The sequence below is a fragment of the Curtobacterium sp. BRD11 genome (genome assembly GCF_031844345.1).
GTDB lineage: Bacteria > Actinomycetota > Actinomycetes > Actinomycetales > Microbacteriaceae > Curtobacterium.
In genome coordinates this window covers 183,188-198,040 of sequence record NZ_JAUZUZ010000007.1, presented here as the reverse complement: position 1 = coordinate 198,040, position 14,853 = coordinate 183,188, and the positions used below count along the sequence as shown (strand labels likewise).

The following is a 14,853-nucleotide window of genomic DNA, read 5'->3' as shown; positions in this document are numbered from 1 at the left end:
AGCGACCGGGGCTGTGTCGTCCTGTGCGTGCGGAGTCTTCTTCGTTCCGGGGCGAGGACGCAGCTGGAGCGACCGGGGCTGTGTCGTCCTGTGCGTGCGGAGTCTTCTTCGTTCCGGGGCTGTGTCGTCCTGTGCATGGGAAGTCTTCGCCGTTCTCCGGCAGATCCGCGATGGTTCCGGTACGCCGAGCGGACTCGCCGACGAAATCTCGTGCAACCTCGTGCGCGGTTCCTGTTCATGTGTAAAGATCACCCCCAGGAACTCCCAACCAGGGTTCCGACCCTCTCCCGTCTCACCAGCGGGGGAGTCCGAGGATCAGGTGGCAGGCGAGCCTGCCAGGAAACGGGACACGCATGCGCAGGCACGTGTCGCTCCGGGGTACCCCTGTGCCCGCAGGAGCGGTCAACTGGACACGATGGATCACCGGCGACGGGAACCGGGCTCGACGACGAGCTCCCGGTGACCGGAGCCTCCTCCTGCGCGGCGGTGTCGTCGCCACGGTGACGGCGTTGCTCGCCGCCACCGTGGCGATCCAACCGGCTGCAGCGGCGCAGACGGACGTCGCCGAGGCCGAGGGCTTCCTGCTCAGCGGTTCCGGCATCGTCGACGTCGACGCGCTCGCCCAGCTCCGCGGTGCCTACTCCGCGAGCAGCGCGAGCACGGTCGGCGGGACGACGAACCAGCCGCTCGACCTCACCGCGCTGAACAGCTTGGGCGTCCGACTGTCGAACAACGTCGACCTGCTCGGCGCGAACGGCATCCTGACGCTCGGTGTCGACGGGCAGTTCGCGACGACCTCGCAGACGGGCGCCCGCGGTTCCTCCGGCCTCGTCGGCAACGACGGGGCGATCGGCGTCGGGAGCGGCACCGGGGCCGGTGCGTCGACGCTGAACCTGAACCCGCTGCTGACCCGGGTCCGCGCGGACTCGACCGTGCTGTCGAACGCGCAGCTGCAGGTGGGCGCGCTCGCCTCGACGATCAGCGCCACACGTGGTGCGACGGTGAGCACCGCGAGCGACTACCGCATCGCCGGCGCGAACCTGCAGCTCACCAGCCCCGCGGTGTCCCGACTCGCGACGACCCTGCGGGCGAACGTCGCGCCGCTGTCCGCCTCGGTGAACACCGCGCTGAGCGGAGCGGTGACGACCGACGCGGTCACGGGGGCGTTGGGATCGCTGCTCTCGCCGCTGGTGTCCGTTCGGAACACGAGCGTCCAGACGACCGCGAACCTCGATCTCGGGCCGACCATCGACGGGGTCCTCGCGCAGCCGATCACGGACGGTGCGGTGACCATCACCCCGTCGACCGGTTCGATCACCGTCGACCTCGACACGTTGACGCGGCTCAACGACCAGCCGGCGAACACCCCCGTGCTCACCGATGCTGCGGTCGCCGCGATCAACAGCAGCATCACGAACATCCTCGGGACACGGCTCCCTGCCACCCTGAGCACCGCCGTCACGAACGCGGTCGACGCCGCACGGGTGCGCGTCCAGGTCAGTGCCACGCTCAGCGCGGCCGGGGCGGTCAACCTGCCGATCAACGTGACCGTCGACTCGACCATCGGTGCGCTCGCCGTGTCGGGCGCGGCCACGCCGCAGGTCTCCGTGTCGACGGGAACGATCCTCGGGATCAACGTCGCCCCCGTGCTCGGGACGCTCGTCAGCGGCACCGTCGTCCCGGCCCTCCAGACCGCGGTGCGGCCGCTGGCGAACTCCGCCGCCCTCACCCAGCTCAGCACCACGCTCACCACCACCACGACCGCCGTCGCGACGGCGCTCTCGCCCGTCGTGCTCCTGCTCCGTCAGGTGGTCGACCTGACGGTGAACGCGCAGGACGACCCCCGCTTCCGCGACCCTCGCGGGTACGACCCAGGGGCGCAGAGCGTGACCGCCCTGCGCCTCACGGTGCTGCCGGGACTGAACGCCGCGACGGTCGACCTCGCCACCTCCACGGTGCGCGCCACGGCGTTCCTGGCCCCGACGATCACCGCACCCACGGCAGGGCAGCAGTTCAGCGTCCCGACCGACACCTCCACCCGCTCGGTGACGGTGCGCGGGACCGGTGAACCCGGTGCCGGCATCGCGCTCGCCGCGGGCGGTGGCCTGACCGCCCCCGCGACGGTCGCCCCCGACGGCACCTGGACCGCCACACTCGCGGACGTCCCGGTCGGGGACCGGACCGTCACCGCGACGCAGACGGTCGGCGGCGCCGCCGCGGGCACCGCGACGCAGGCCTTCTCGGTCGTCGCGCAGCGTCCGCTGGTCATCGACACGCCCACTGCCGGGCAGCAGTTCACCACGACCGGGACCACGACCCCGGTGACCCTCACCGGCACGTCCACCGCGAACGCGCGGATCGACGTGACGATCGGCGACGACGTCACGGCGAGCGGCACGGCGGACGGCAACGGCGTCTGGAGCGTCCCTGTCGACGCGGTCCCGGTCGGGCTGCAGACGGCCAGCGTGACGCAGACCGTCGGCGACACCACCTCGGCCGCGGTGACGCGGGACTTCGAGGTCGTCGCCGCTCGGACGCTGACCATCGACACTCCGGCCCCCGATGCGGTCCTGCCGCTCGTCGGGGACACCCGCGCCGTCGTGCTCACCGGTGCTGCCGAGGGCGGTGCCCGCGTCGACGTGACGCTCGGCGACGGTCTGACCGCCACCACCACGGCGAACACGAACGGCACCTGGACCGCCACGGTCGAGGACGTCCCCGCGGGCGACTACACGGCCACGGCGACCCAGACCGTCGACGGCACGACGAGCGCTCCGGTGACCCGTGACTTCTCGGTCACCGCCGTTCCCGGCATCACCATCGAGGAGCCGACCGACGGAGCCGTCCTGACGGTCGCCGACGCCACGTCGACCACCCCGGTCACGGTGACCGGTACCGCTGCGCCGAACGCGTCCGTCGCGGTCGACCTCGGCGGCTCCTTCACGGCGATCACCGAGGCGGACGACGACGGCGACTGGACCGCCACCTTCCCGGGGGTCCCGGTCGGTGAGCGCACGATCACCGCGACGCAGACGGTCGCCGGCACCACCTCGGCGCCCGTCACCTCGGCCTTCGAGATCGCCGTCGGTGCCCCGCTGACGATCGCGACCCCTGCGGACGGCGCCACCGTGCCCGTCCTCGACGCCGACTCGACCGCCGACCTCGACGTCACCGGGACCGCCGAGCCCCGGGCCCGGGTGTCGGTGTCGCTCGGCGGCGGCCTCACGGCCACGACGACGGCCGACGGAGACGGTGACTGGAGGACGACGGTCGAGGACGTGCCCGTCGGTCGGTACACCCTGACCGCGACGCAGACCGTGAACGGCACGACGTCGCCGGCCCAGCAGCGGATCGTCTCGGTCGTCCCCGCGGCAGCGCTGCAGGTGACCGCACCGGTGCAGGGCGCGACGACCGTGGTCGCGAACGACGACGACACGGTCGACGTCGACGTGACCGGGACGGCGCAGCCCGGTGCCGAGATCGACGTCGTGCTCGACGAGCGAGCACCCGTCACGACCACGGTGGACGACGACGGCACCTGGTCGGTGGCCCTGCCGGACGTCGGGACCGGCGGTCACACCGTGACGGTCACCCAGACCGTCGGTGGACAGACCTCGCCGGCGATCGAGCGGGACATCTCGATCGAGGTCGGCGACGACCTCGAGATCACCGCTCCCACCGAGGGGCAGGAGATCCCCGCCACGAGCACCGGCGACGCGTCGGTCGTGGTCCGCGGGACCGCGGAGCCGGGTGCGACCGTCTCCGTCAGCATCGACGGGGCAGCACCCGTCGCCGTCGTGACCGGCCCCGCGGGCAACTGGGTCCTCGACCCGGTGCAGCTCGGGACCGGCCAGCACACCGTCGAGGCCGTGCAGACCGTGAACGGCACGACCGGTACCACCGAGACGCGGGACTTCACCGTCGTCCCGGGCACCGCCATCACCATCGACAGCCCGGCCGCCGGCTCGCGCTTCGTCGTGGTCGACGGGGACGCCACCGCCACGGTGACGATCAGCGGTGTCGCCGAACCCGGCGCAGCCGTGACGGTGACGGTCGGTGACCTCGAGCTCTCGACCACCGCAGGCGACGGCGACGGGACCTGGTCGGTCGACGCAGCGGGGCTCGCCCCCGGTGACTACACGATCGACGCGGCACAGTCGCTGAACGGCGCGAACACGGACGCCCTGCCCGTGGGCTTCCTGGTCGACGCTGCGGCGCCCCTCGCCGTCACGGCTCCCGGCACGGCGGCGATCACGGTCGCCGGTGACGACGTGACCCGTGACGTGACGGTCACCGGCACCGGGCAGCCCGGCGCGGCGATCGTCGCGACGATCGACGGCGAGGAGCCCGGAGCGACGACCACGGTCGCCGCCGACGGGAGCTGGTCCGTCACCTTCGAGGACGTCGGCGTCGGGACGCACCCGGTGTCGGTCACGCAGACGCTGCCCGGCCGGGTCTCCAGCCCGGCGACGTCCGACCCCGTGACCCGCGACGTCACGCTCGTCGCCGCGGACGACGTGCTCATCACGTCGCCCGAGGACGGCGCGGTCCTGCTCGTCCCGGACGATGACACCACGCGTGACGTGACGGTGTCCGGCACGGCAGAGCCGAACGCACCGGTGACGGTCCGCGTCGGCGACGCCGAGGCCTCCACGACCGCGGACGACGGCGGCGACTGGACGGTCACCGTCGGCGGCGTCGGCGTGGGCGAGCAGACGGTCACGGCGACGCAGACGGTCGGCGGCACCACCGCCTCCAGTGCGGAGCAGACGCTCACGGTGCGCGCAGGCCGACCGCTCGCGCTCACCAGCCCCGACGACGGTGACGTCATCACGGTCGCCGACGCGACCGGTACGGCCGACGTCGTGGCGGCCGGTACGGCCGAGCCGGGCGCTCCGGTGACCGTCACGCTCTCCACCGGGGAACAGGCGACCGTCGAGGCGGACGACGACGGACGGTGGACCCACACGTTCACCGACGTGCCGACCGGTGACCACACCGTCCGGGCGACGCAGGTCGTCGGCGGGATCACCTCGGCACCCGTCAGCGCCGGAGTGTCGGTGCGCGCCGGGGCGCCGCTGACCGTCACCACGCCGGCCGGCGCCACGGCCGTCACGGTCGCGGACGACGACGCCACCACCGACGTGGACTTCGCCGGCACCGGCGCGCCGGGGGCGACGGTCACCGTCGACCTCGGTGACGGCGGCACCGCCGAGACGGTCGTCGGCGACGACGGCACCTGGGCGACCACCGTCGAGGACGTCCCGGTGGGGTCCTGGACGGCGGCGGTCACGCAGTCGGTGAACGGCACCACGAGCGCCCCCGTCACGCGACCGGTCTCGGTCGTCGCCGCGGCGGAGCTCGTCGTCCGGCAGCCGGAGGGCACCGTCACCGTCGCGGACGTCGCCGCCACGACGACCGTCACGGTCGCCGGTGACGCCGAGCCCGGCGCCACCGTGACGGTGACCGTCGACGACCGAGACCCGGTCGACGTGACGGTGGGCGACGACGGCACGTGGAGCGTCGACGTCGACGACGTCGCGGTCGGTGAGCACGTCGTGTCGGCGACGCAGACCGTCGCCGGCTCGACCTCGACCACGCCGGTCGAGCGTCCCTTCGAGGTCGTCGCGGCAGCGCCGGTCGTCATCACCGCCCCCGCGGACGGGGACGAGGTGCGGGTCGCCGACGAGGACGCCACGACGACGGTCACGGTGCGCGGCACCGCGGAGCCCGGCGCCACCGTGGTGGTCGACCTCGGCGGCGGGCGTGATGCCACGACCGAGGCCGACGAGGACGGCGACTGGGCGGTCGACGTCCCCGGTGTCCCCGCGGGCACCACGACCGTCAGCGTCACCCAGCAGGTCGGCGGCACCACGTCGCAGCCGGTCACGGTCGCCATCGAGGTCGTGGTCGCGGCACCTCTGACGATCGCCACCCCGGCCGACGGGTCCACCGTCACGGTCGCACAGGACGACTCCCTCGCGACGATCGTCGCGAACGGGGCGGCCGAGCCCGGTGCCGAGGTCCGCATGACCCTGGACGACGGCGACGAGCAGACCGTGACGGCGACCGACGCCGGCACCTGGAGCGTCCGGTTCGACGGCGTCGCGACGGGTGAGCACACCGTCCGGGCGACGCAGACGGTCGACGGGTCCACCTCGGGTCCGGTCGTCAACACGTTCACGGTCGAGGCCGGTGCGCCCCTGACGGTCAGCACGCCGACCGACGACCAGGTCGTCACGGTGCCGGCGTCCGACCCGACGGTCGACCTGCCCGTGGCGGGCACCGGCGAGCCCGGTGGCACGGTCACCGTGGTGGTCGACGACGGCGACCCGATCGAGGTGCCCGTCCGTGACGACGGCACCTGGGACACGGTCGTACCGGGCGTCGGTCCCGGCGACCACACGGTGACCGTCGGCCAGGAGGTCGGTGGCACCACCTCCGACCCCGTCGTGGTGGACGTGACCGTGGACGTCGCCGACGAGGACGCCGTCGTCATCACGACGCCGGCGGCCGGCAGCACCGTCCGGATCGTCGGTGACACCACGCCGGTCCGGGTCGTGGGCACGGCAGCGCCCGGCGCAACGGTGTCGGTCACGATCGACGACGGCACCGCCGTCGCGACCACGGCCGACGACGAGGGCGACTGGACGGTCACCGTGCCGGACGTCGCGCTCGGCGGCCACACCGCCTCCGCCACGCAGACCGTGGACGGCCGGACCACTGCAGCACCCGACGTCGCCTTCACCGTCGCCGCCGTGGCCCCGCTGCAGGTGACCGCCCCCGTGGACGGCCAGGTGTTCCCGACGGACCAGGACACGGTCTCCGTGCCGGTCAGCGGGACCGCCGAGCCGGGCGCCACCGTGACGGTCGACCTCGACGGCACCACGGTGTCGACGACGGCCGGTGCGGACGGCTCCTGGACGGTGACCGTGCCGGACGTCCCGGTCGGCGACCACACCGTGTCGGCGACGCAGACGGTCGGCGGGGCCACCTCGGCCCCGGTGACGAGCGGCATCAGCGTGGTCGCCGCGCAGGAGGACGACGTCGTCATCACGGACCCGACCCCGGGTCGCCTCTTCGAGGCCCCCGGGCTCGACAGCACGACCACCGTGCCCGTCTCCGGGACTGCCGCAGCCGACGCCGCGGTCGAGGTCCGGCTCTCGACCGGGCAGGTCCGGACGACGACGGCCGGCGGCGACGGTCGCTGGAGCGTCACCTTCGAGGAGGTCCCGGCCGGTGACTGGACGCTGCAGGCGACGCAGACCGTGGACGGGGGCACCTCCGACTCGCAGGTCGTGCCGATCGTCGTCCGGGTCGCCGACCCCCTGACGGTCACCTCGCCCCTGCCCGGGGCCCGGCAGACGGCCGGTGCCGACGGCACCGCCACCTGGCAGGTCACCGGGACGGCGGACCCGGGTGCGACCGTCACGGTCCGCAGCGACGCGGGAGACCCCGTCGTGACGACCGCGGCTGCCGACGGCTCCTGGTCGGTGTCCGTGGAGCTCGGGGTCGGTGCGCACACCTTCACGGTGACCCAGACCGTCGAGGGTGCCACGTCCGCCGCCCAGACGGTGCCGGTGGTGGTGGTCGCCGCCCAGCCGGGTGAGCCGGGGCAGCCGGGTGAGCCGGGGCAGCCCGGTGAGCCCGGTGAGCCCGGTGAGCCCGGGCAGCCGGGGGAGCCTGGGGAGCCGGGGCAGCCCGGTGAGCCTGGAGAGCCGGGGCAGCCCGGTGAGCCTGGAGAGCCGGGTCAGCCTGGTGAGCCTGGAGAGCCTGGAGAGCCTGGAGAGCCTGGGGAGCCGGGTCAGCCCGGTGAGCCGGGTCAGCCTGGTGAGCCTGGTGAGCCTGGTGAGCCTGGTGAGCCTGGGGAGCCGGGTCAGCCCGGTGAGCCGGGTGAGCCTGGGCAGCCCGGTGAACCTGGTGAGCCCGGAGAGCCTGGTCAGCCTGGTCAGCCTGGTGAGCCCGGTGAGCCCGGTGAGCCCGGTGAGCCCGGTGAGCCTGGTCAGCCTGGTCAGCCCGGGGAGCCCGGTGAGCCCGGGGAGCCTGGTCAGCCTGGACAGCCCGGGGAGCCTGGAGAGCCGGGTCAGCCTGGTCAGCCCGGGGAGCCTGGAGAGCCGGGTCAGCCCGGTGAACCGGGCCAGCCGGGCCAGCCGGGCCTGCCGGGTGGCTCCGGGAACGGAGCCGGCACCGGTACCGGAGTGATCGGTACCGGCAACGGATCGGGTCTCGCTGCCGGCAACGGATCGGGTCTCACTGCCGGCAACGGTTCCCTCGGCAACGGATCCGGCAACGGCAACGGCAACGGCACCGGCACCGGCACCGGCACGGGATCCGGATCCGGATCCGGCAACGGTTCCGGTCGCGACCTCGCCTTCACCGGTGCGGACGTCGCTCCGCTCTCGGGTGCCGCCGGCGGCCTGGTGGTCCTCGGGTTCCTGCTGCTCGGTCTCTCCCGACTGGCACGCCGTATCCGCCGCGGGCGCGCCTGACCGTCCGCCCACACCGACCGCACCGCGCCTCTCGTCCGTCGTCACGACGGCCGGGAGGCGCGGTGTCGTCCCGCCGCTCCTCGCCCCCTCCACAGGTGGTCGCCGAGGGCGTCGCGCTGTCGGCCGTCCCGGCTACCCTTGGTCCGTGGTCACCGCCCTGTATCGCCGTTACCGGCCCGAGAACTTCGCCGAGCTGATCGGTCAGTCGCAGGTCACCGACCCGCTGCGGACCGCCCTGCGGACGAACCGTGTGAACCACGCCTACCTGTTCAGCGGGCCGCGCGGATGCGGCAAGACGACCTCGGCGCGCATCCTCGCCCGGTGCCTGAACTGCGAGCAGGGCCCGACGGACACGCCGTGCGGCGTCTGCCCGAGCTGCGTGGAGCTCGCCCGGGGTGGCGGGGGATCGCTCGACGTCATCGAGATCGACGCAGCGAGCCACAACGGCGTCGACGACGCGCGCGACCTGCGCGACCGCGCCGTGTTCGCACCGGCGCGCGACCGCTACAAGATCTTCATCCTCGACGAAGCGCACATGGTGACGCCGCAGGGCTTCAACGCCCTGCTCAAGCTGGTCGAGGAACCGCCGGAGCACGTGAAGTTCATCTTCGCGACCACCGAGCCGGAGAAGGTCATCGGCACCATCCGCTCCCGGACCCACCACTACCCGTTCCGGCTCGTCCCGCCGGCCACGATGCTCGAGTACGTCGAGCAGCTGTGCGAGCAGGAGTCGGTCTCCGTCGCGCCGGGTGTCCTCCCGCTCGTCGTCCGTGCCGGTGGGGGGTCGGTGCGAGACACGCTGTCGCTGCTCGACCAGCTCATGGCCGGCAGCGAGGACGGCGCGATCGCCTACGAACGCGCGGTCGCCCTGCTCGGCTACACCGACGCTGCGTTGCTCGACGACGTCGTGGACGCACTGGCGGTGGCCGACCCCGCCTCGGCCTTCGCCGCGGTCGACCGCGTGGTGCAGACCGGGCAGGACCCGCGTCGCTTCGTCGAGGACCTGCTCGAGCGGCTCCGTGACCTGATCGTCGTCGCGGCGACGAACGAGAGCGCCGCAGCCGTGCTGCGCGGGATCTCTCCCGAGGAACTCGACACCATGACCCGGCAGGCCGGCGTCTTCGGCGCGACGGCGCTGTCGCGGTCCGCCGACATCGCCAACCGCGCGCTCACCGAGATGACCGGTGCGACGTCGCCCAGACTGCACCTCGAGCTGATGACGGCGCGCATGCTCGTGCCCGAGGTCGACGACACCCAGCGCGGTGCACTCGCCCGGGTCGAGCGGCTGGAGCGTCGCGTCGGTGTCGGCGACGCCGGCGGACACCAGGCTCCCGCCGCGGTCGAACGACCGCAGGCTGCACAGCAGTCCTCCGCGGGCGCTCCGGTTCCGCGCACGGGAGCGGGCAGCGCCCCGGTGCAGGCCGGCTCCCCGGCTGCGCAGCCCGCTGCGTCGACCGCGACCGCGACCCCGACCCGAGCAGCGGCGCCGACCCGACCAGATCAGGAGCCCGCCGATCAGGCTCCGACGACCGCGCGTGACGCCGAGCCGCGGGACCCCGGCGCGACCGTGCGCGATGCCGCTGCCTCCTGGGCGGCCGTGGCGACGCCCCCGAGCCAGGGTCCGGCCGACGGCCCGACCGATCGGTCTGCGGGCCGACCGGCGGAGCAGAGCGCGTCGAGTGCGACGACGACGGCACACCCGACCGAGCAGCACCAGCACGATCCGTCGGGCACCGCGAACGCGTCGTCCACCGGGCAGGGGACGGCCGTCGGCGACGAGGCGGTCGTCCGACCGGTCGCCGCCGTCGGCTTCCAGCAGCTCCGCGACGCCTGGCCCCAGGTCGTCGAGCACGTCCAGCGCGCCCGGCGTTCGGCCTGGTCCGTGGTGGTCACGGCCCAGGTGACGGCCCTGCGCGAGGACGTGCTGACGCTCACCTTCCCCAGCCAGCAGGACGTGGCGTCGTTCAAGGAGATGTCCGACCCCGCGACGAGCGTCAGCGAACTGCTCCGCTCGGCGATCATCGACGTCCTCGGCCTGCGGGTGAAGTTCGTCGCCCGTGGGCCGGGACAGCAGCGCTCGGCCGGTGCTCCCGCGTCGGAGCCGGGTCGGCAGGCGTCGCAGCAGCAGCCGACGCGACCGCACGTGACGTCGGAGGACACCAGCCAGCAGCAGGCCGCGCGCCAGCAGTCCGCACCGCCGCAGCCAACGACTGCCGAAGAGCCGACGCAGCAGCAGCAGCCGACTGCGCCGCAGCAGCCGAGCCAGCAGCAGCAGCCGAGCCAGCAGCAGCAGGCGAGCCAGCAGCAGCAGGCGAGCCAGCAGCAGCAGGCGAGCCAGCAGAAGCAGCAGGCGAGCCAGCAGCAGCAGGCGAGCCAGCAGAAGCAGCAGGCGAGCCAGCAGCAGCAGGCGAACCAACAGCAGGGCGCATCGCAGCAGCCGACCACACGGCAGCAGCCAGCCACACCCAGCGCTCCGGTGACCGACTGGGCCGTCGCCACGATCCCGGCGACCGACCCGACCGCCGGCGCCGTGCCCGAGCACCTCGAGCCGGGCTGGTCGGCACCGTTCGGGACGACCGACACCGGGGAGCCGGTCGTGCCCGTCGCACCGGTCTCCGACCCCGCCGCCGACGCGGCCCTCGCTGCACAGCTCCGTCCGGCCTCCGCGCTCGGCGGTGCCGGAACAGCGCCGGCCCGTGCTGCTGCGCCGAGCGACCCGACACCCGACGCACCGGGAGCGCCGGCACCGGCCGCAGCCGCAGCGCCCGCACCGGCCGCAGCCGTAGCGCCCGCATCGGCAGCGCCCGCCGCGCCGGGTACCGCCGCCGCCGCACCCTCCGGTGGGCCGGACGTCCCGGTCGACGACTACCCGCTCGACGACGAGCCCTACGACGACGGCGCTCCCTTCCCCGATCCGGGAGCACACGCGTCCTCGGGCGCACCGAGCCAGCGACCGACGCGGGCACCAGCACCGCAGGCAGCACCGGCGCCGACCGGCTCAGCACAGGCCGCGCCCGAGCAGGCAGCACCCGAGCGGGCAGCACCTGCGCAGACAGCACCGACCCAGGAGGCGGCTGCGCAGCCAGCTCCGGCACGGACCGCTGCACCCCAGGTCCGTCGGACGCCGGTCGCTGGTCGGTACGGCGAGGCCGTCGTCCGTGAGATCCTCGGCGCGCAGTTCATCGAGGAGACCGCCCTGCACGAGGAAGGCGCCTGATGTACGACGGGATCGTCCAGGACCTGATCGACGAGTTCGGTCGGCTGCCGGGCATCGGCCCGAAGTCGGCACAGCGCATCGCGTTCCACATCCTGCAGACCGAGTCGTTCGACCCGGCGCGACTGTCCGAACTCCTGGCCGAGGTCAAGGAGAAGGTGCGCTTCTGCGAGGTCTGCGGCAACGTCACCGAGAACGTGCGGTGCAGCATCTGCCGTGACCCCCGTCGGTCGCCGTCGGTGATCTGCGTCGTGGAGGAGGCGAAGGACGTCGCCGCCATCGAGCGCACCCGCGAGTTCCGTGGGCTCTACCACGTGCTCGGCGGAGCGATCAGCCCGATCGACGGTGTCGGTCCGGACGACCTGCGGATCCAGCAGCTGATGACGCGGCTGGCCGACGGCACCGTGGACGAGGTCATCATCGCCACCGACCCGAACCTCGAGGGCGAGGCGACGGCGACCTACCTCAGCCGACTGCTCGTCCCGATGGGCATCCGCACCACGCGACTCGCCTCCGGGCTGCCGGTGGGTGGTGACCTCGAGTACGCCGACGAGGTGACCCTCGGCCGCGCCTTCGAGGGCCGACGCGTGGTCGGTCACTGACGGACGTGCGCGCAGGATCGTTGCGTCGAGCCCGCCTCGCACGCAACATCCGCGGAACACCCTCTACGATTGACAGACCGCGCGACCGTCGCGGAACCGTCGTCCCCGGGAGTACCAGCCAGTGGCCCTGATCGTGCAGAAGTTCGGTGGATCGTCCGTCGCGGACGCCGAGAGCATCAAGCGCGTGGCGAAGCGGATCGTCCAGACGAAGAAGGCGGGCAACGACGTCGTCGTGGCCGTCTCGGCGATGGGCGACACGACCGACGAGCTCGTCGACCTCGCGCACTCCGTGACGCCGATCCCCGCCGGTCGTGAACTCGACATGCTGCTCACCGCGGGGGAGCGCATCTCGATGGCGCTGCTCGCGATGGCGATCAAGAGCCTCGGGGTCGAAGCATCGTCGTACACGGGCAGCCAGGCCGGCATGCTCACGGACGCCCAGCACGGCAAGGCCCGCATCGTCGACGTCACCCCGAAGCGCGTGCGCGAGGCGCTCGACGCCGGGCACGTCGCGATCGTGGCCGGGTTCCAGGGGTTCAACCGCACGACGGGTGAGATCACCACGCTCGGTCGCGGTGGGTCGGACACCACCGCCGTCGCGCTCGCCGCCGCGCTCGACGCCGACGTCTGCGAGATCTACACCGACGTCGACGGCATCTTCACCGCGGACCCCCGCGTGGTGCCGAAGGCCAAGAAGGTCGACCGGATCACGAGCGAGGAGATGCTCGAGCTCGCCGCCTCCGGCGCCAAGGTCCTGTACATCCGTGCCGTCGAGTACGCCCGTCGGCACGGCGTCACCCTGCACGTCCGCTCCTCGTTCAGCAACGCCGAGGGCACCATCGTCTACAACCCTGCAGAGGGGGAAACCGTGGAAGAACCGATCATCACCGGCATCGCCGGAGACCTCTCCGAGGGGAAGATCACCGTCGTCGGCGTGCCCGACACCCCCGGCAAGGCCGCCGAGATCTTCACGATCGTGGCCCGCGCCGGCGCCAACATCGACATGATCGTGCAGAACGTGTCCGAGGCGGTCACGGGTCGCACGGACATCTCGTTCACGCTGCCGAAGGACCAGGGCCAGGGCGTCCTGACCGCGCTCGAGGTCGCCAAGGCCGACATCGGCTACTCGGGCATCCAGTACGACGACCAGATCGGCAAGCTCGCCCTGGTCGGTGCCGGCATGCGGACCAACGCCGGTGTCTCGGCGGCGCTCTTCCGCGCCCTGCACGAGGCGTCCATCAACATCGAGATGATCTCCACCTCGGAGATCCGCATCTCGGTCGTCACGCGCGCCGACACCCTGAACGAGGCCATGCGCGTCGTGCACCAGGCCTTCGGGCTGGACGCCGACCAGGAAGCCGTCGTCTACGCCGGCACCGGGCGCTGAGCCCCGCGCCGACACGACCCACGAGCAGGAGCACCACATGAGCACCACCGTCGCCGTCGTCGGCGCCACCGGCCAGGTCGGCGCCGTGATGCGTCGCCTCCTCGAGGAGCGCGCGTTCCCGGCTGACCACGTCCGGTTCTTCGCGAGTGCCCGGTCCGCCGGTTCGACGCTGTCGTTCCGCGGCGAGGAGATCGTCGTCGAGGACTCCGAGACCGCCGATCCGTCGGGCATCGACATCGCGCTGTTCTCGGCCGGTGCCACGGCGTCACGCGCCCTCGCGCCGAAGTTCGCGGCGGCGGGTGCGGTGGTCGTCGACAACTCGAGCGCCTGGCGGATGGACCCCGAGGTGCCGCTGGTCGTGAGCGAGGTCAACCCGCACGCGATCGACGACGCCCCGAAGGGCATCGTCGCCAACCCGAACTGCACGACGATGGCGATCATGCCGGTCCTCAAGGTGCTGGACACCGAAGCCGGGCTGCGCCGTCTCGTCGCGACCACCTACCAGGCCGTGTCCGGGTCGGGCCTCGCCGGAGTCGAGGAGCTCCTCGGCCAGGCGCGTGCGGCGCTCGAGCAGGACACCGCGGCGCTCACCCACGACGGTTCGGCCGTGTCCTTCCCGGAGCCGGTCAAGTACGTCCGACCGATCGCCTTCGACGTCGTCCCGCTCGCGGGCAGCATCGTCGAGGACGGCACGGGGGAGACCGACGAAGAGCAGAAGCTCCGCAACGAGAGCCGCAAGATCCTCGAGCTGCCCGACCTGCTCGTCGCCGGGACCTGCGTGCGCGTCCCCGTGTTCACCGGGCACTCGATCTCCGTGCACGCCGAGTTCGCGCAGCCGCTCTCGCCCGAGCGGGCGACGGAGCTCCTCGCCACGGCCCCGGGCGTCGAGCTCGCGGACGTCCCGACTCCGCTGCAGGCAGCCGGTCAGGACCCGTCCTTCGTCGGCCGCATCCGCGCGGACCAGTCCGCGCCCGACGGCCACGGCCTGGTCCTCTTCGTCAGCAACGACAACCTGCGGAAGGGCGCTGCGCTCAACGCGGTGCAGATCGCCGAGACGATCCTCGAACGGCGCGCGGTCGCCGCCTAGCGAGCACCGTCGCCGACGCGACACGTGACGGACGGGAGGCCCGTGGCGACACCGCCACGGGCCTCCCGTCCGTC

The 14,853-nt window shown here is 73.1% G+C and carries 5 protein-coding genes; all 5 read left to right on the top strand.

The features are described 5' to 3' along the window. Nucleotides 1-509: 509 nt before the first annotated feature. The 5 genes from Q9R28_RS15195 to Q9R28_RS15175 all read left to right on the top strand — a co-directional run bounded on the left by Q9R28_RS15195 (nt 510) and on the right by Q9R28_RS15175 (nt 14,779). Entirely contained in the window at nt 510-8,489 is a 7,980-nt protein-coding gene (locus tag Q9R28_RS15195; protein WP_311206498.1) for a choice-of-anchor G family protein, read from the top strand. Between the two features lie 145 nt (nt 8,490-8,634). Further along, nucleotides 8,635-11,706 (top strand): DNA polymerase III subunit gamma and tau, encoded by a 3,072-nt coding sequence (locus Q9R28_RS15190; protein WP_311206497.1) that lies wholly within the window; start codon nt 8,635-8,637, stop codon nt 11,704-11,706. Next, nucleotides 11,706-12,305 carry a recombination mediator RecR gene (gene recR, locus Q9R28_RS15185; RefSeq protein WP_066655176.1) on the top strand — a complete coding sequence of 200 codons (600 nt, stop codon included), beginning with the start codon at nt 11,706-11,708 and terminating at the stop codon, nt 12,303-12,305. The genes Q9R28_RS15190 and recR overlap by 1 nt, the downstream gene beginning before the upstream one ends. Before the next feature lie 121 nt (nt 12,306-12,426). Further along, complete coding sequence (locus Q9R28_RS15180; protein ID WP_066655175.1) at nt 12,427-13,692, top strand: aspartate kinase; 1,266 nt, start codon at nt 12,427-12,429, stop codon at nt 13,690-13,692. Nucleotides 13,693-13,729: 37 nt separating this feature from the next. Then, entirely contained in the window at nt 13,730-14,779 is a 1,050-nt protein-coding gene (locus Q9R28_RS15175; protein WP_066655174.1) for an aspartate-semialdehyde dehydrogenase, read from the top strand. The last annotated feature ends 74 nt before the right edge of the window (nt 14,780-14,853 follow it).